Here is an 18,522-nt window from a genome sequence, read left to right as displayed (position 1 = left end):
TTTCCGCACACCTTTCTAAAATATGATTAATACGACAGCGACACCAGCACCAATTGCAAAGGCAGTGAGAGCGGCTTCAACCCCACGTGACATACCTGCTAATAATTCGCCAGCCATTAAGTCACGAATCGCATTGGTAATTAAAATACCAGGGACTAAAGGCATGACACCAGCGATAGTTATAATATCTTGATTAACAGTCATACCTAATTTCGTAAATGAGGCGGCTATCGTAATGACGACCATAGAACTGATAAATTCTGAGAAAAATTTGATTTGAATATAACGCTGAACAAGATCAAATGTTAAAAATGCACCCGCACCGGCCATCACAGCATAAATAAAATCATGTGCGACACCACCAAACATAAATAAGAAGAACCCAGAGGCAATGGCAGCGGATAAAAATTTTAAAATGAATGAATATTGTAATGATGCATGTTCAAGGTGAATCAATTCGGATTTAGCTTGATCCAAAGTAAGTTGGTTTTGTGAAATCTTACGGGACACATTATTAGCAATCGCAATTTTTTCGAGGTCTGTTGTTCTTTCACGCACACGCACTAATCGTGTATTGGTACGGTCATTTAAAGAGAACATTATTGCTGTCGATGTGACAAAAGCATATGTATCATCAAGACCAAAACTAGCAGCAATTCTACCCATTGTATCTTCTACGCGGTACGTTTCAGCGCCACTCTCTAATAAAACCTTTCCGGCTAATAACACAACATCAATGACTTTATTTTCATCGATAATGGTTAAGGAATCTGCCATATGTGTATCCTCCTTATCTTTTAAATCAATTGCCAGTCTACATGGGATGTACGCATGTTGCAAGAGACTGGGATGGAAACAATGAAACCATCTAAAGACATATTAACGTAACTCCCGAATCATTCTGTTAACATAGATGGCTTCGGGAGTTTACATTTATCTTAAGATGGTTTTATTTTAATTTAATAATTGGATTAAACATTACTTTATTTCGTCCTTCATTCTTTGCGATATGCAACATATCATCCGCATCTTTAAAAACTTTACGCTGAGATTTATAATCAGCACTTGTTAAATAACCCACACCAATGGAAACAGACAACTTGATGACAGTTTTATTTGGTAAATGAAAATTAGACTTTTCAACGCCTTTACGGATATTTTCAGCTAATTTCACACATTCATCTAGTGAATAATTTTTAATGACAATAGAAAATTCTTCGCCACCATTTCTAAATATTTTATGTTTTGGTGGTACATAATTTTGTAATAAATGTGAAATTTGCTTCAAAATGGCATCTCCAGCCTCATGCGTATGTGCATCGTTGACGTCTTTAAAGCCATCGATATCGATTAAAAGTAAAGCAAGACTTTGCTTTTTAGCTTCAGCACGTTGCGTGAGTGCATTGAGATGACGGTCGAATTCTTTTACATTACCTAAACCGGTTAAATAGTCAATTTTACTTTCATTATCGTATCGATCAATCAAAGTGAAGAAACGATGTAAATCAACATAAAATAGCGCTGTTATCAATGTTGCAATAATTGATAAAGGTAATAAATAAAAGACTTCGATAATATCAAAACTTGGTACAAAGATGGCAATGATACATAAAATGACAATAGTTATGATATTTAATATTTGTATTGCGATAATATGATTTTGTCTTATAAACGGCCCAATTGTACTTACTACAATAGAGATAATTAGAAGTGTGATTGCAAAAATTAACGGTGTAGCAAGGACAAAGTAGCTGACTGTTGCAATAAGTAGTGCTGATATAAATGTATAAAATGCATTGGTATATCGACCTAAAAATAATAAAGGAACAAATGAAAGCTGAATGTGATATGCTTCAATAGGTACTGGATAAAGTGCCAGCAATAATCCAACAATCGTCATCAACACAGTGATATAACTTTTGGAAAACCTAAAATCATGTGATTCTGCATATTGAAGACGATGAAATAAATAGATACCGGCAATAGATACCGATATATTATAAATAATGGCTTCAATCATAGTTATGACTCCTTTACTTAACCCTATGTTATTGTAAGTGAAAAGTTACATTTTGTCATTAAATAAATGATTCAATGATTAAGTTATTGTAAATCATTCCGTGATGATTAACGTCTGCAAATAAAAGATACACGGCCATGCTTCTAGAAACGCATCAACAATTTTAATTAAGAATCAAGTGATCAATATTGGTAATTAAGGGCTCGGGTATAGCAATCCTATGTATAAAAAACATCCAACAAAGTTCATTAATACATAAACGATGTTGGATGCTATTGACCTTTATTAATTATTTAATACAATGTGAATGGATTACTTCTCCATCTTTTCAGATTACGCATAAAGAGATGGGTAATTGTGAGAGGGTAAACGTTATTTTGAAATAAAGAAAAGTTATTGTTTGACAAAAGTCATCTTTGGCGACATCCCTAAAGCCTCTACATTCTTAATATTCAGTATGATTTGATTAGAATGTACGACATGTATATCCAAAACAATGGACGGATTGACCTTATGGTGTAGTAAAATGTTATGATTCACACTATCGATGCTTTGACATATAAAGTCAGACGCATCTAGTGAAGTGAGATTCATTTTGATTGGTTGTGTATCGGTGTCTTGGGGATACCAAGATCCATGAAGTAAATGAAGAAAATTTTTGGTGTCATCAATATGATAATGATTACTTATATTAAATGTTTCAAAATGTTCCATTAACAAAATCCCTTCCTAATATGAAACTATTAATATCCATAGATAGAAGCGCTCCAATTGTAATGGTCGCCATTAGAAACCGGTATTACTCTGCTTTGAGCATCTTGTGTCATAAAATCTCTATCCCATGGGTTCCATATTAAAATAACTTCTTTGCCATTTTCTAATTTTGCATTTCCGACTACAGCCATTGCATGTCCAGCATGTAACCCATTCCTTAATTCAATTTGTCTTCCAAGAACAGCAATGCCTTTATTTTGATTCGTAAGATTATTTACTTCATCATATGAGGTCATTCTGTTTACTAATTTTGGATCTCTTCCTTGATCTCTTCCGTATTTAATCATTTCCTCAGGACGTAATCCAGTAAATTGAAATTCTTTACCAAATAAATCAGGGTGCAGATAACGCATCACACCTTCAGCAAAATATTTATCAGTGTTATATGTCGCATTTAACAATGCAGCCATTGTATAACCTGCGCACCAACCGTTATTGCCTTGTTGTTCTCGAATTTTGAAATTTTTGAGTTTATTAACGTACATATTTTGGTAAGTTGCATGATTATTTTGATAATGTTGAGTAGGCTTCGTGACAGTAGCTTTTTCTTTAAATTGAGTCAGTTGATCAACATGAGACGTGTCTTCGGAGGTGTCTAAGTTATTTTTACTTAAACGTGGTGTTTTTAAAACTTGTTTTGCTTTATGATTTCGAGTAAGCACATAGTAACCTTTAGAATTGGTGAAAATGGTAATTTGCTGATTATTGTATTGATTTAAAGTTTTAGATAAAAATGAAGAGACATTAATTGTATAATTGGATTTTAAATTGGGATTTTCTGTGGTTTTAGGGGAAATTGTAACAATGTATTTGACCTTACTAGCAGAATCTAAAACAGGAAAATAATAATTACCATCACTTTTTTTATTAAACTTATAAATTTTGAAGGGTTCGCCTAATGTATAAGATGATATTTCTTTATTATTTAATTTATCAAGAGAAGTGACATAAGAGAGATACTCTTTTTGTGCTAAATTTTGCACTTCAGACGGGATCCCTTTATCCTTGACATTGACTTCTACATGCTGTTTATCAGCAGTATTTATATGTGAATTCGCTTCGGCATGAGCAACAGACGTCGTGCTTAGGGTGAAAACTAAACTTAACAACACAAAACTACATAAATTTTTATTCATATAAAAACTCCTTTCGTTAATATAATTACATTATACAAAATTATTGGAAAAATGCAAAAACAATTTAACGAATAAAATATATATTTTTTTATTCGAATGAGAATTCGAAAAGGATGGGAGAAAATACTGGTAAAATTTCATGTTCATGTTTTCTTTTGCTGACACTTCAAAAGCATCATGACGGAACTGAAAACCATTATAGGTGATGAGTTGCGACTACTAAAAATAAAATTATGAAATCAATAATGATTATTCCTTTAGGTTTATGTTAATTTGAACGCCTTTTTGAAATATAAATAGTAGAATAAGGTTGATACGTACATTTTTAAAAGATTCAATATCATCAATACTTCAATCGTACTTAAAAGTGAATATATGTTTAAGTTTAAATTGAACAGTGATGTCTTACAGGGCAATTCGTGTTAATATATAATCATATTGATTAGATGAAACAGTTGTTTTTAATAATAAAAAGTAAAATATAACAAATAAATTATTTTGAAATATGTAGGTGAACGGATGTATACTCTTACGTTGATAGTTTTTTCAATGATTGTCAGTTTGATCTTAACACCTATAGTAATAGCAGTTTCCAAAAAATTAGATATCGTTGATCGACCTAATTTCAGGAAAATACATACGAAACCTATTTCTATGTTAGGTGGCTCAGCAATATTACTATCTTTTTTTATTGGTATTTGGCTTGGTGCGCCTATAGAACGTGAAATTAAACCGCTATTACTTGGTGCGATTGTCATTTATTTAGTGGGTCTTATAGATGATTTATATGATTTGAAACCTATTCTAAAATTAACTGGACAAATTGTTGCAGCTACCATTGTCGTTTATTATGGTGTGACCATTGATTTCATATCTATTCCTATTGGGCCAACGATACATTTTGGTTTGTTTAGTATTCCCATCACAATCTTTTGGATTGTAGCAATTACTAATGCGATTAATTTAATTGATGGATTAGACGGATTGGCTGCGGGTGTTTCTATGATCGCACTTGTGACCATCGCATTTATCGCAATCTTACAAGGAAACATTTTTATTATTATGATATGTAGTGTGCTTATTGGTTCACTTTTAGGGTTTCTTGTATTTAATTTTCATCCCGCTAAAATTTTCCTTGGTGACAGTGGGGCACTTTTACTTGGTTTTATTATTGGCTTTTTGTCCTTATTAGGATTTAAGAATATTACTTTTATCTCATTATTCTTCCCAATCGTAATTTTAGCGGTACCTTTTATTGATACGTTATTTGCGATGATACGTAGAGTGAAGCAAGGACAGCATATTATGCAAGCAGATAAATCACATCTCCATCATAAATTGCTAGACTTAGGATATACGCATAGACAAACGGTGATTTTAATTTATGCGATGGCCATCATGTTTAGTGTTGTAAGTATAATTTTATATTTATCTCAGCCATGGGGGGTCTTTTTAACAATTATACTTATTATTGTGACCATTGAACTGATTGTCGAATTTACAGGACTTATTGATGATGATTATAGACCGTTACTAAACTTAATAGCGCGACGACACACAAAATAAAACACCTGTTACGTTTTGGCGTAACAGGCGCTTTTTTATGTTTCAATATCGAAAGCTAAAGGCTTGACGTCAGCTTCAATTAAATCAAATTGACCTTGCGTATGTTGGTTTAAAAAATTAATAAACGACGCACGTTCAGCTTCTATGACATCAATTTGATACGTAACTTTGTCCGTATATGTGGTATCTCTCAAATAAAATGAAGTAGATTGTAGTTCGTATTCAAATTTTCCCGTAAGATCATAAGCAATCGTAACATGACATGGAATGGCAAGTTTTAATTCAACACGACCTGCGGATTGAATCACATCTCTTACAGCACCACCGTATGCGCGAATTAAACCACCTGTCCCTAGCTTTATGCCACCAAAATAACGTGTAACCACGACAGCTACATTATGTACGTCATGCTTTTTTAGCATTTCTAACATCGGTACACCAGCAGTTCCACTTGGTTCACCATCATCATTCGCTTTTTGGATGTGCATTGTATCTCCAATCGTATATGCGGAACAATTATGCGTAGCTTCCCTGTGTTCTTTTTTCTTAGCGTCTATAAACGCTTTCGCCTCTTCTTCAGATTGAACTGGCCTAATATGCGCAATAAACCGTGACTTATTGATTACATTTTCGATGATATGTTCGTTTTTTATAGTGATGATGTTATCTTTCACACGCCTATCCCCAATCTTCTAAAGTATGTATTAAGATTATACAATATTTTATAGGTTAACTTGAAAAAATTCGATAGCATATTTGACTGAAATTTGATATAAAAGATTGTATGATAGTATTAATAAAATTTTAAAACGTACGAGGCGATGACGCTAACGATATTTCATGTTGCAAATCAAGGGACAATCCGGGTGGTAATAAAGAATATGATACAGGCGTGTCGCATTTTCGTTAAATTCGTTCTTTTGAAAGAAACGTTTGAATTGAAAGTAAGGATTCACACATATAATCATTAAACGCGATAGTGACATTCAATCGTCGGCAGATTAAGTAAAATCAAAGGTAAATAGATTTTGCTTGATCTCTATTAAGATATAAAGATGAATTTTGTTCAAAATTTAGGAGGACCAGGAAAAATGAAAATAGCTGTCATGACAGATTCAACAAGTTATATTCCTCAACAATATTTAAAAGAAAATAATATCCGCGTAGTACCTTTAAGTATTACGTTAGAAAATGGAGAAAATCATAAAGAAAATGAGACGATGACTTCAGAAGAATTTTATTCAATATTAGCGCAATCCAATACAATACCGACAACGAGTCAACCGGCAATTGGTGAAATGGTTCATGCATTTGAGGCGTATAAAGCTGAAGGCTATACAGATGTTATCACGGTTCATTTATCAAGTGGTATTAGTGGCGCATATCAAACATCTGTTCAAGCTTCTGCCATGGTTGAGGGAATTAATGTTCACCCGGTGGATTCAAAAATCGCATGCCTTGTTGAAGGTAGTCTAGTCATTAGAGCCATTGATCTTATAAAAGATGGAAAGAACATAGATGAGATTTTAGAAGACTTAGAAGATATGCGTCAACATACTGGTGCATATCTCGTAGTGGATGATTTGAAAAATTTAAGTAAAAGTGGTCGTATTACAGGTGCACAAGCTTGGATTGGTAATTTGTTAAAAATGAAACCCGTTTTGACTTTTGATGATGGTTTAATTGTGCCATATGAAAAAGTGCGCACTAAAAAGAAAGCACTTAAATTAATAGAAGAAAAAGCAATCGAAATGTCTGATCAATATGAAACGTCTACGATTGTGATTATCGGTGGGGATAATAAAGAGGAATCTCACCGTGTATTAAATGATTTGAAAGCAAAATACCCAGAAAAGAATATTATTTTCTCTGAATTTGGACCGGTTATCTCTTCTCATTTAGGATTGGGTGGATTCGGTATAGGTGTTGTAAATCGTCATATTCAGTTAACATAAGTGTCAATGCTTATTATGCTACGAAGCAGTAACACATTAAATGTGTTGCTGTTTTTTTATGTCTTAAATTTGGAATTATAAATGGACCATACTGTTTTATCTATGTCATCATGAAAATAAAAATTGTGAAAGTAATCATCCGCCATGAAACGAGTATATAAGTGAAAGGGGGAGTGTATTGAAACGTTATGGTCAATTAGTGAGGCAGCCAGAAACTTTGACAGATGAGGTGATTGCACAATCAACACGTGGTGTAGTTCGTACTTCACAGGGGTACCAATGCATACAATGTCGGACAACTAAAACGTATCATTTTTATCGTTATCAAAGTCCTTATTTCAAGGACGATATCATTTATTGTCGACATTGTATTACTATGGGAAGAATGGATACGCTTCGACATGTCTTTATTACTAAATCAAAAAGAATGCAGAGCGATGGGTATTATCATTTACCTTTTATGTTATCGGAACAACAAACTTATGCATCTCAAAAAATCGTAACAGCGATACAGCAAAAGCAGCATTTACTTTTACATGCAGTGACAGGTGCAGGAAAGACTGAGATGATGTTTGAAGCAATCTCACTGGCACGGCAAAAAGGGGACAATGTTGCGATAGTTTCACCCCGTGTAGATGTTGTTATTGAAGTCAGTCAACGCATATGCCAAACCTTTACCCATGAAGATATAGATATTTTACATCAAGCAAGTAAACAATCATTCAATGGGCATTTTGTTGTCGCCACAGTTCATCAATTGTATCGATTTAAAAATCATTTTGATGTTATTTTTGTGGATGAGGTGGATGCATTTCCACTTTCTATGGATAAGGGATTACAGCAGACTATCAAACAAGCGGCACACGCATCCTATGCGTGTATTTATATGACAGCGACACCACCGAAGGCACTCCTTCGCACATTTGACACAAACCAAATCATTACATTGCCTGCGCGCTTTCATCGGCACCCTTTAGTTGTGCCTGAGTTTCGTTATTTTAAAATGAAATACTTACGAATACAAAAGCGCCTAGTATCAGAATTAAGAAAGCAGGTAAATCGCCATCGAACGACATTATTGTTCTTTAGCAATATTGAAAATATGAAACAGTTTTATAACACATATCAATCGTCATTTACAAATATGTGTTTTGTTTATAGTGAAGATAGCGACCGTTTAAAAAAGGTACAACAACTTAGAGCGGGCTTCTTCCAAATTGTTTTAACGACAACAATATTAGAGCGGGGGTTTACAATGGCATTTCTAGATGTATGGGTAATGGACAGCCAAAATTATTCAGCTACGGCATTGATTCAAATTGCCGGTAGAGTAGGACGTAAACAAGAATGTCCCGATGGTTTAGTGCGTTTTTACCATGAAGGGAGGACATTAGAGATGTATAAAGCCCGTAGAAGCATTCGTAAAATGAATCGATTGGCTTATCAAAAAGGATGGATTGATAATTGAGATGTGACATTTGTCTTACCTCTTTTGATGAAGTGTTGACATTAGATTCCTTGTTTCAACCGTCCCATCAAATGTGTAATACGTGCCAATTTTTATTGAAACAATGCCAATTTGATAGATTAAATAGATGTCATTATTGTTTGGCTGAATGTAAAGATGGGATTTGTCTCAATTGTAAAACGTTTAAATATGTACACAAATTTGATTCAATAGAAGCATGTTTTCATTATGAGGGGTTCTACAAAACCCTTTTTCATCAGTTTAAATTTCAAGGTGATGTTGCGCTTGCTCCAGTTATAGCGAAATTTATTCCAATTACCAATAAACATTATGATTATATTATCCCAGTACCATCTGTAGCACAAAATGATTTTGAAAGAACGTTCAACCCAGTTCAATGTATATTAAAAGCATTAAATGTAGTTTATGAAGATTGCTTAACGATGCACGGACGGCCGAAACAATATCAATTAACGTTAAAAGAGCGAATGGCTTTAAAAAATAACATCGATGTCCGAAGTGATATAAACCTCGAAAATAAACGTATTTTACTTGTAGATGATATTTACACAACAGGCCGAACAGCGCATAACGTTGCGGTTAAGCTGTTTCAACGAAAAGTCAGAAAATTGAGTATGTTAACGTTTGCACGTTAGCGCAAACATGGTAAAATATAAGTAAGAAATACAATAACAAGAGGTTGAAAGGAGCGAGCACTATGATTAACTTTGAGATTCATGGAGACAACCTCACAATCACAGATGCGATTCGCAATTATATTGAGGACAAAATTGGTAAATTAGAAAGATATTTCACAAACGTACCCAATGCAACTGCACACGTTAAAGTGAAAACTTACCAAAACTCAGGTACGAAAATTGAAGTAACAATTCCGTTGAAAAATGTTACTTTAAGAGCGGAAGAGCGTCATGATGATTTATATGCAGGCATCGATTTAATTACGAATAAATTAGAACGTCAAGTTCGTAAATATAAAACACGTGTTAACCGTAAAAATCGTGACCGTGGAAATGAACAAGATATTTTTGTAGATGCTGAAGCAACAACACCAGACATCGATAATGAATCAAGTGATTCTGAAATCGAAATCATTCGTTCTAAAACTTTCGGTTTAAAGCCGATGGATTCTGAAGAAGCAGTGCTTCAAATGAATTTATTAGGCCATGATTTCTTCGTATTCCACGATAGAGATACAGAAGGAACAAGCATTGTTTATCGCCGAAAAGACGGTAAATATGGTTTGATTGAAACAGAATCATTAGAGTAATTGATTTAATTATATAAAAGTTGTTTGCCTTATGGGACTGGGACATCATATGAATGTTCTAGTCCTTTAGTTCATTATAAGTACATAGGTAAAACTATGTACGTTTACCAACACGTTGATCACATCATAACGCCTCTCACGTTAAAGTGTTATATCTATTTAATCGTTGATATAAACCTTTTTATGTACAACTTAAATGCTATTGGATTAGTGAAAGTTGTGATGCTGCTAATTGCTATAAAAGAGTGTAATTTAAAAAATATAAATCATTGCGTATGTCTTTATGGCAATTTTGGTAGGTTTTTACTCATCTCCCAAATTTATAATTGACTCACTTAAATGAAAATAAGCTAAAACACGTGACGTTTTTATAGTATCACGAATTGGTTTTCTGTATGATACAAGAAAATGTACGGCTATTATTTCATAGTTGCACAAAGAAAGCGTATTAATATTAGTATTTTCTTAAGACATAAGTATATGAGTATAAATTTATACCTAAAAATGATATGATGTGTTGTTGTAAGCGATAGAGTTTATTGCTAAAGGAGCGAAATAAATGGGTTTTTTAACAAAACTGGTTGAAGGTAATAACCGAGAAGTGAAACGACTAGGTAAAATTGCTGATAAAGTCATCGCACTAGAAGAAGATATGGCAATTTTAACAGATGATGAAATTAAAGCAAAAACACGTGCGTTTCAAGAACAATTACAAAGTATAGAAGATAGAAGAAAACAAGACGACAAATTAGATGAAATTTTACCAGAAGCATTCGCGCTAGTAAGAGAGGCATCAAAACGTGTTTTTGGTATGATTCCATATAGAGTGCAAATCATGGGTGGTATTGCTATTCATAAGGGTGATATTGCTGAGATGAGAACTGGTGAAGGTAAAACATTAACTGCTACAATGCCAACATATTTAAATGCCTTAACAGGGCGCGGTGTGCACGTAATCACAGTCAACGAATACCTAGCATCATCTCAAAGTGAAGAGATGGCACATTTATATGAATTTTTAGGACTTTCTGTCGGTTTAAATACAAATAGTTTACAAACGGATCAAAAACGTGACGCGTACGCTCAAGATATTACGTATAGTACCAACAATGAACTCGGGTTTGATTATTTAAGAGACAACATGGTGAATTATAAAGAAGACCGTGTTATGCGCAAATTGAACTTCGCAATTATTGATGAGGTTGACTCGATTCTAATAGATGAAGCGCGTACACCTTTAATTATTTCTGGTGAAGCGGAAAAATCAACATCTTTGTATACACAAGCGAACGTATTTGCCAAAATGCTTAAAGCTGAGGACGATTATAATTACGATGTTCAGACAAAAGCAATTCAATTAACCGAACAAGGTATTGATAAAGCAGAGCGTATGTTTAAATTAGACAACTTATACGATGTTAGACACGTAGACATTATTCACCATATCAACCTTGCACTCAGAGCGCATTACACAATGGCTAGAGATATTGATTATATGGTCACAAATGGCGAGATTTTAATTGTCGATCAATTTACTGGACGTACGATGCCAGGACGTCGTTTCTCAGAAGGATTACATCAAGCTATAGAGGCAAAAGAATCCGTTAAAATTCAAAACGAGTCTAAAACAATGGCCTCTATTACTTTCCAAAACTATTTTAGAATGTATAACAAACTAGCGGGCATGACGGGAACTGCGAAAACGGAAGAAGAAGAGTTCAGAAACATTTACAATATGACGGTGACTCAAATTCCTACGAACCGCCCTGTACAACGTGTGGACCATTCTGACTTAATCTATGTAAGCCAAAAAGGGAAATTTGACGCTGTAGTAGAAGAAGTCATCGAAAAGCATCGCAAAGGTCAACCTGTTTTATTAGGGACCGTTGCAGTAGAAACAAGTGAATACATTTCTAATTTACTAAAAAAACGTGGTATTCGTCACAGCGTTTTAAATGCGAAGAACCATGAACGTGAAGCAGAAATTGTCGCTGATGCAGGTCAACGTGGTGCGGTTACAATCGCTACAAATATGGCGGGGCGTGGTACGGATATTAAACTTGGTGAAGGTGTAGAAGAACTAGGTGGTCTCGCTGTAATCGGGACTGAAAGACATGAGTCACGACGTATAGATGACCAGTTACGTGGACGTTCGGGACGTCAAGGTGACCGAGGAGATAGTCGCTTCTATTTATCTTTACAAGATGATTTAATGGTGCGTTTTGGTTCAGAACGTATGCAAGCGATGATGAACCGTTTAGGTATGGATGATTCGACACCAATTGAATCTAAAATGGTTTCACGCGCTGTAGAGTCTGCACAAAAACGTGTTGAAGGGAACAACTTTGACGCACGTAAACGTATTCTTGAATATGATGAAGTTTTGCGTAAACAACGTGAAATTATGTATGAAGAACGTAACCGAATTATCGATGATGAAAGCAGCTCAGAACTTGTAATCGAAATGTTGAAATCTACATTACAACGTACAATACAATTTCACGTCAATGAAGATGCTGAAAATCCTGATTACGAACCATTAATTCATTATGTAGAAGATGTGTTTTTACATGAAGGTGAATTAAAAGAATCGGAAGTCAAGGGTAAAGATCGTGAAGATATATTTGAAGTCATTTGGTCTAAAATTGAACAAGCATATCAACGTCAAAGTGACGCATTGGGTGACCGTATGCCTGAATTTGAGCGTATGATTTTATTACGTTCAATTGATGAAAGATGGACGTCTCATATTGATACAATGGATCAATTAAGACAAGGGATACATTTACGTTCTTATGGCCAACAAAATCCGCTTCGTGATTACCAAAATGAAGGGCATGAACTTTTCGATATTATGATGCAGGGCATTGAAGAAGATGTAAGTAAATATATCTTAAAATCTGTTGTAACTGTCGAAGATGATGTTCAACGTGAAAAGACGAAAGAATTTGAAGGGCAACATGTTTCAGCAAACGATGGCAAAGAAAAAGTGAAACCTAAGCCGATTGTTAAAGATCAAGAAACGGGTCGTAATGAACCTTGCCCATGCGGTAGTGGTAAGAAATATAAAAATTGTTGTGGCAAATAAACTTTAATGATGAGGAGTACCCAAATGGAACTATCTGAAATTAAACGTATGATTGAAAATTTCGAGACAAAGCTCGATCAACTCAGGGGGTCTCTTTGACTTAGAACAAAAAGAGACCGATATTCAAGAGTATGAAGAAATGATGGCGCAACCGAATTTTTGGGATGACCAATCTAAAGCGCAACAAATTATTGATCAAAATAACGCATTAAAGTCAATTGTGACTACGTATCATGACATTAATAACGACATTGAAGATATGAAAGCGACGCATGAACTATTACAAGAAGACGAAGAGGAAGATCTTAAAAATGAGCTTGAGGCGCTTGTGCGCAATTTCGGGCCAACAATTGATCGTTTTGAGCTTCAGCTTCTTTTAGATGGAGAACATGATGCGAATAATGCTATTTTAGAGCTACATCCGGGCGCTGGTGGCACAGAATCACAAGATTGGACAAATATGTTGCTTAGGATGTATCAGCGTTTTTGTGAACAACAGGGATTTAAAGTCGAAATCGTGGATTATCAAGCTGGCGATGAAGCGGGCGTTAAGAGTGTTACGATGATAGTTAAAGGACATAATGCCTACGGTTATTTAAAAGCTGAGAAAGGTGTTCATCGCCTCGTGCGTATCTCTCCTTTTGACTCTTCAGGTCGTCGCCATACTTCATTTGCTTCATGTGATGTGATTCCTGAGTTTAATAATGAAAAAATTGAAATAGAGATTAACCCTGATGATATCACAGTGGATACGTTCCGTGCTTCAGGTGCTGGAGGTCAACATATTAATAAAACGGAGTCTGCGATTCGTATTACGCATCATCCAACTGGCATTGTCGTTAATAACCAAAATGAGCGTTCACAAATAAAAAACCGTGAAGCTGCAATGAAAATGTTAAAAGCAAAATTATATCAACTTGAAATTGAGCAAAAAGCGCAAGAACTTGCTGAGATTCGTGGCGAACAAAAGGAAATCGGATGGGGAAGTCAGATAAGATCTTATGTTTTCCATCCCTATTCTATGGTTAAAGACCATCGTACTAATGCAGAAACGGGAAATGTGAATGCTGTTATGGACGGCGATATTGGGCCGTTTATTGATGCATATTTAAGAAGTCAACTAAATTAATTGGATTGGAAACTTGGAGTGTGAACAAAATCGTGATGCTCCAAGTTTTTAATATAAGGAGTTCTATACATGATATGATATTTAATTTTTTATTTGTAATGGCAGTTGCTAATGCGCTACTCACACAGGACATCGAAGTTCCAAAACATCAATCTTTTTATGAATTGTCTCAAAAAATTGGTGCAACCATTCAAGAATTAAAAACTTTAAACCCTACAGAAAGACAATCAGTTAAGGGACAAAAGACGGTACGAATTCCTAATAAACATATTCATATCGTGAGATCGGGAGATACTTTGAATGGGATTTTGACGCGTTATCACTTAACCAAGCGTACATTTTATCAGTTCAATCCGTCATTTGAAAAACTATCTTCCAATCAATGGCTAGCACTCTCTCCAAAAGGCGCAGCACTATTATTTCAACCACGTTTACAAAAAGCCTACCATAAATCAGCACCTATTATACCACCTCACACTAGACACGCGCCGTACCACTCTAATACATTCACTTCTTTAAAAGCACAAATTCGTCTTTCTCAAATCACACCCTCTCATTTTTTTGGAAACCACAATACCGTTAAAACACATAGGGATTTATTACAACGTCCAGTTATACAAGACGTGACGTATGAACATGTTGATTTTCAAAATTTATATATGCGGGGACAGTGTACTTACTATGCTTTTGAAAGACGTAAGGAACTAGCGCATCCAATTCATAACTATTGGGGAAATGCGAAGCAATGGCATATTAATGCCCGTGAAGAAGGATTTCACGTGACATCAACACCGAAAGTAGGCGCAATTCTTGTCTCGCAAGAAGGTCCATACGGTCACGTTGCGATTGTGGAAGCGATAAAAGGAAATGCAATTGTGGTTTCTGAAATGAACTGGGTTGCACCTTTTATTGTCAGCTATCGAATCATAGATGTGTATGATCAATATCATTTTATTCATTAAATTTGAATATTTATCGTATATTAATTTATATAGTGATAGAATCCTTAAATTTGTGTTATATTATCATCAAACTAGAAAAATACTTTCAAAGATGCAATTAGAACGGTATCAAAACGTTAAAGGAGGTCTGGTAATGGGTGTACATCAATATTTTAAAAGGCTATCAGATTTAGAAAAATTAATTCGATTGCCAGGTAAATTTAAATATTTTGAACATAATGTCGCCGCTCATTCTTTTAAAGTGACTAAAATTGCGCAATATTTAGGTACAGTTGAAGAATATCATGGGCGAGATGTGGATTGGAAAAGTTTATATGAAAAAGCTTTGAACCATGATTTTGCGGAGGTGTTTACAGGAGATATTAAAACGCCTGTAAAATATGCCAGTGGTGAATTAAAAAAATTATTTTCACAAGTTGAAGAAGAAATGGTAGATACCTTTATTACCGAGGAAATACCTGAAAGATATCAAGAGATTTATCGTCAACGTTTACAAGAGGGAAAAGACGATTCATTAGAGGGACAAATATTAGCTGTCGCCGATAAAATTGATCTCTTATATGAAACATTTGGTGAAATACAAAAACGTAATCCAGAACCACTTTTCTTTGAAATTTATGAAATGAGCTTAGAAACGATTATGCAATTTGATCATTTGTATGCGGTTCAAGATTTTATAGAAAATATCATTCCAGAAATGCTTACAGAAAAATTCATCCCGCGCACAGAATTAAGAGAAATGACAATGCAAATTCTTAAAAACAGGAAAGTGTGATTGTGATGATATGGTATATGTTAGCTGCATTCTTTCCATGCGTCCTAGTTGTCATCTTTAGTGCGATTACGCGAAGTAAGTGGGTGGGGACACTCATTACACTTATTTTAATCGGCGCTTCTGTTTATAAAGGATTCTTTCATAATGAATGGATTATATTTTTAGACGTTGTATCGTTACTTGCCGGTTATATTATTGTCGACCAATTGCATATCCATAAACAACAGGATAGTGAAGGATAAGGTTTCCTCTTGTAGGAATCTTATCCTTATTTGTGTTGTATGGATAAAACCAAAAATCCCGAACAGATGTTTGGAACAATGTGTTAAATTTTGATAAAATGTTATTGATATTGTGTTGAAAGGAGCGTACATGAATGGAGCATCATGCGTTTAAAATTGCATCAAACTTTGACCCCCAAGGTGATCAACCCAAAGCAATTGCTGAATTGGCAAAAGGTATTCATGAAGGTAAGCGTCATCAAACGCTTTTAGGAGCAACAGGTACGGGTAAAACGTTTACGATGAGTAATGTGATTAAAGAAGTGGGGAAACCGACATTAATTATTGCGCATAATAAAACATTAGCTGGACAATTATATAGTGAATTTAAAGAATTCTTCCCAGAAAATAGAGTTGAATATTTTGTGAGTTATTATGATTATTACCAACCAGAAGCGTACGTCCCATCAACAGATACGTTTATCGAAAAGGACGCCTCTATTAATGATGAAATTGATCAATTGCGACACTCTGCCACAAGTGCTTTATTTGAGCGTGATGATGTCATTATTATCGCAAGTGTGAGTTGTATTTATGGTCTAGGGAACCCTGAAGAATATAAAGACCTAGTTGTAAGTATCCGTGTAGGTATGGAGATGGATCGTAGTGAACTATTACGAAAACTTGTTGATGTGCAATATACACGTAACGATATTGACTTTAAACGGGGGACGTTCCGTGTAAGAGGGGATGTTGTAGAGATATTCCCAGCATCAAGAGATGAACTTTGTATTCGTGTCGAATTTTTTGGTGATGAAATTGATCGAGTGAGTGAAATTAATTATCTCACTGGCGAGGTGCTACGTGAACGCGAACATTTTGCACTTTTCCCAGCATCTCACTTCGTTACACGCGAAGAAAAAATGAAAATCGCAATTGAACGCATTGAAAAAGAGCTTGCCTCACAATTAGAAAAATTGCGGAGTGAAAACAAGCTTTTGGAAGCACAGCGATTAGAACAACGCACGAATTATGACTTGGAAATGATGCGTGAAATGGGGTTTTGTTCTGGTATTGAAAATTATTCAGTACACTTAACATTGCGTCCTTTAGGTTCTACACCATATACGTTACTGGATTATTTTGGTGATAATTGGCTTATTATGATTGATGAATCCCATGTGACATTGCCTCAAATTAGAGGGATGTATAACGGAGACCAAGCACGAAAAAATGTATTAGTTGAACATGGTTTTCGCTTACCCAGTGCGTTAGATAACCGTCCTTTAAAGTTTGAAGAGTTTGAATCTAAAGCACGTCAATTAGTTTATGTGTCAGCAACACCTGGTCCATATGAGCTTGAGCATACAGATGAAATGGTGGAACAAATTATTCGGCCAACTGGGTTGTTGGATCCCAAAATTGAAGTGCGCCCCACTAAAAATCAAATCGATGATCTATTGTCTGAAATTCAAGAACGTGTAGATAGAAATGAGCGTGTCCTCATCACAACATTAACCAAAAAAATGAGTGAAGATTTAACGACATATCTTAAAGAAGCGGGGGTAAAGGTAAACTACCTTCACTCTGAAATTAAAACGTTAGAGCGTATTGAAATCATTCGTGATTTGAGAATGGGAACATTCGATGTTTTAATAGGGATTAATTTATTAAGAGAGGGAATAGATATACCAGAAGTATCTCTAGTAGTCATTTTAGATGCGGACAAAGAAGGGTTTTTACGGTCTGAAAGGTCTCTGATCCAAACAATTGGACGTGCAGCACGTAATGAAAAAGGTGAAGTGATCATGTACGCAGATAAAATGACGGATTCTATGAAATACGCCATCGATGAAACAGAACGTCGACGCAGCATTCAAATGGCGTATAATGAAAAACATGGTATAACCCCTCAAACCATTAATAAAAAAATTCATGATGTGATTAGTGCTACTGTTGACACAAATGAAACAAATGATGATCAACGTAAAGAAGTTCCGAAAAAACTAACTAAAAAAGAGCGAGAAAAAACGATTAAGAATATTGAAAATGAAATGAAAGAAGCCGCGAAAGCACTCGATTTTGAAAGAGCTACAGAATTAAGAGATATGTTATTTGAATTAAAAGCAGAAGGGTGAAT

General features: G+C 34.8%; 16 protein-coding genes. 11 read left to right on the top strand and 5 right to left on the bottom strand.

The annotated features are described in order from the left end of the window. Positions 1 to 15: 15 nt before the first annotated feature. From SHYC_RS09765 to SHYC_RS09750, 4 genes are all read right to left on the bottom strand, one after another. Positions 16 to 777 (bottom strand): threonine/serine exporter family protein, encoded by a 762-nt coding sequence (locus tag SHYC_RS09765; protein WP_039646722.1) that lies wholly within the window; start codon positions 775 to 777, stop codon positions 16 to 18. Positions 778 to 949: 172 nt separating this feature from the next. Beyond that, positions 950 to 2,020 carry a GGDEF domain-containing protein GdpS gene (gene gdpS / locus SHYC_RS09760; protein ID WP_039646721.1) on the bottom strand — a complete coding sequence of 357 codons (1,071 nt, stop codon included), beginning with the start codon at positions 2,018 to 2,020 and terminating at the stop codon, positions 950 to 952. Positions 2,021 to 2,413: 393 nt separating this feature from the next. Continuing rightward, complete coding sequence (locus SHYC_RS09755) at positions 2,414 to 2,734, bottom strand: staphostatin A (RefSeq protein ID WP_039646719.1); 321 nt, start codon at positions 2,732 to 2,734, stop codon at positions 2,414 to 2,416. 29 nt (positions 2,735 to 2,763) lie between these two features. Then, on the bottom strand, positions 2,764 to 3,930 hold the full coding sequence (locus SHYC_RS09750) for a C47 family peptidase (protein WP_039646716.1): 1,167 nt from the start codon (positions 3,928 to 3,930) through the stop codon (positions 2,764 to 2,766). A gap of 519 nt (positions 3,931 to 4,449) precedes the next feature. Here SHYC_RS09750 and SHYC_RS09745 point away from each other — a divergent pair. Next, positions 4,450 to 5,496, top strand: coding sequence for a glycosyltransferase family 4 protein (locus SHYC_RS09745; protein WP_039646714.1), 1,047 nt, complete (start codon positions 4,450 to 4,452; stop codon positions 5,494 to 5,496). Between the two features lie 35 nt (positions 5,497 to 5,531). On the opposite strand, the gene SHYC_RS09740 is transcribed toward SHYC_RS09745, so the two are convergent. Further along, positions 5,532 to 6,170, bottom strand: coding sequence for a YigZ family protein (locus tag SHYC_RS09740; RefSeq protein WP_039646712.1), 639 nt, complete (start codon positions 6,168 to 6,170; stop codon positions 5,532 to 5,534). A gap of 417 nt (positions 6,171 to 6,587) precedes the next feature. Here SHYC_RS09740 and fakB1 point away from each other — a divergent pair, with 417 nt between their 5' ends. From fakB1 to uvrB, 10 genes are all read left to right on the top strand, one after another. Further along, the gene (gene fakB1 / locus SHYC_RS09735; RefSeq protein WP_039646711.1) at positions 6,588 to 7,451 is read left to right on the top strand and encodes a fatty acid kinase binding subunit FakB1; all 864 of its coding nucleotides are present in this window, start codon (positions 6,588 to 6,590) and stop codon (positions 7,449 to 7,451) included. A gap of 178 nt (positions 7,452 to 7,629) precedes the next feature. After that, the gene (locus SHYC_RS09730) at positions 7,630 to 8,919 is read left to right on the top strand and encodes a DEAD/DEAH box helicase family protein (RefSeq protein ID WP_052257848.1); all 1,290 of its coding nucleotides are present in this window, start codon (positions 7,630 to 7,632) and stop codon (positions 8,917 to 8,919) included. A gap of 140 nt (positions 8,920 to 9,059) precedes the next feature. Beyond that, a complete protein-coding gene (locus SHYC_RS09725; RefSeq protein WP_231912774.1) occupies positions 9,060 to 9,575 on the top strand; it encodes a ComF family protein in 516 nt (171 codons plus the stop codon). Between the two features lie 62 nt (positions 9,576 to 9,637). Further along, positions 9,638 to 10,207, top strand: coding sequence for a ribosome hibernation-promoting factor, HPF/YfiA family (gene hpf, locus SHYC_RS09720; RefSeq protein WP_037567877.1), 570 nt, complete (start codon positions 9,638 to 9,640; stop codon positions 10,205 to 10,207). 559 nt (positions 10,208 to 10,766) lie between these two features. Next, a complete protein-coding gene (gene secA, locus SHYC_RS09715) occupies positions 10,767 to 13,295 on the top strand; it encodes a preprotein translocase subunit SecA (protein WP_039646703.1) in 2,529 nt (842 codons plus the stop codon). A gap of 24 nt (positions 13,296 to 13,319) precedes the next feature. Further along, a protein-coding gene (gene prfB / locus SHYC_RS09710) for a peptide chain release factor 2 (RefSeq protein WP_107632626.1) occupies positions 13,320 to 14,424 on the top strand; the annotation gives its coding sequence in 2 pieces (ribosomal slippage) (positions 13,320 to 13,391 and positions 13,393 to 14,424; 1,104 coding nt in all). 74 nt (positions 14,425 to 14,498) lie between these two features. Next, positions 14,499 to 15,386: a COG3942 and LysM peptidoglycan-binding domain-containing protein gene (locus tag SHYC_RS11890; protein WP_052257847.1), complete on the top strand. Its 888-nt coding sequence runs from the start codon at positions 14,499 to 14,501 to the stop codon at positions 15,384 to 15,386. 133 nt (positions 15,387 to 15,519) lie between these two features. Continuing rightward, positions 15,520 to 16,161 (top strand): YfbR-like 5'-deoxynucleotidase, encoded by a 642-nt coding sequence (locus tag SHYC_RS09700; RefSeq protein ID WP_039646701.1) that lies wholly within the window; start codon positions 15,520 to 15,522, stop codon positions 16,159 to 16,161. A gap of 5 nt (positions 16,162 to 16,166) precedes the next feature. After that, the gene (locus SHYC_RS09695) at positions 16,167 to 16,403 is read left to right on the top strand and encodes a CsbA family protein (RefSeq protein WP_039647701.1); all 237 of its coding nucleotides are present in this window, start codon (positions 16,167 to 16,169) and stop codon (positions 16,401 to 16,403) included. A 134-nt stretch (positions 16,404 to 16,537) separates the two neighbouring features. Continuing rightward, entirely contained in the window at positions 16,538 to 18,520 is a 1,983-nt protein-coding gene (gene uvrB / locus SHYC_RS09690; protein ID WP_039646699.1) for an excinuclease ABC subunit UvrB, read from the top strand. Positions 18,521 to 18,522 lie beyond the last annotated feature (2 nt).

Source organism: Staphylococcus hyicus (genome assembly GCF_000816085.1).
Taxonomy (GTDB): Bacteria; Bacillota; Bacilli; order Staphylococcales; family Staphylococcaceae; genus Staphylococcus; species Staphylococcus hyicus.
The sequence above is the reverse complement of the archived record's forward strand: the minus strand, read 5'-3'. Positions and strand labels throughout refer to the sequence as shown.

Bases quoted from the DNA above. Each gene is read 5' to 3' on its own strand.
- gdpS (WP_039646721.1), bottom strand. From the start codon at position 2,020: ATGATTGAAGCCATTATTTATAATATATCGGTATCTATTGCCGGTATC.
- SHYC_RS09700 (WP_039646701.1), top strand. From the start codon at position 15,520: ATGGGTGTACATCAATATTTTAAAAGGCTATCAGATTTAGAAAAATTA.
- SHYC_RS09765 (WP_039646722.1), bottom strand. From the start codon at position 777: ATGGCAGATTCCTTAACCATTATCGATGAAAATAAAGTCATTGATGTT.
- hpf (WP_037567877.1), top strand. From the start codon at position 9,638: ATGATTAACTTTGAGATTCATGGAGACAACCTCACAATCACAGATGCG.
- uvrB (WP_039646699.1), top strand. From the start codon at position 16,538: ATGGAGCATCATGCGTTTAAAATTGCATCAAACTTTGACCCCCAAGGT.
- SHYC_RS09755 (WP_039646719.1), bottom strand. From the start codon at position 2,734: ATGGAACATTTTGAAACATTTAATATAAGTAATCATTATCATATTGAT.
- SHYC_RS09745 (WP_039646714.1), top strand. From the start codon at position 4,450: ATGTATACTCTTACGTTGATAGTTTTTTCAATGATTGTCAGTTTGATC.
- SHYC_RS11890 (WP_052257847.1), top strand. From the start codon at position 14,499: ATGATATTTAATTTTTTATTTGTAATGGCAGTTGCTAATGCGCTACTC.
- SHYC_RS09750 (WP_039646716.1), bottom strand. From the start codon at position 3,930: ATGAATAAAAATTTATGTAGTTTTGTGTTGTTAAGTTTAGTTTTCACC.
- SHYC_RS09695 (WP_039647701.1), top strand. From the start codon at position 16,167: ATGATATGGTATATGTTAGCTGCATTCTTTCCATGCGTCCTAGTTGTC.
- fakB1 (WP_039646711.1), top strand. From the start codon at position 6,588: ATGAAAATAGCTGTCATGACAGATTCAACAAGTTATATTCCTCAACAA.
- secA (WP_039646703.1), top strand. From the start codon at position 10,767: ATGGGTTTTTTAACAAAACTGGTTGAAGGTAATAACCGAGAAGTGAAA.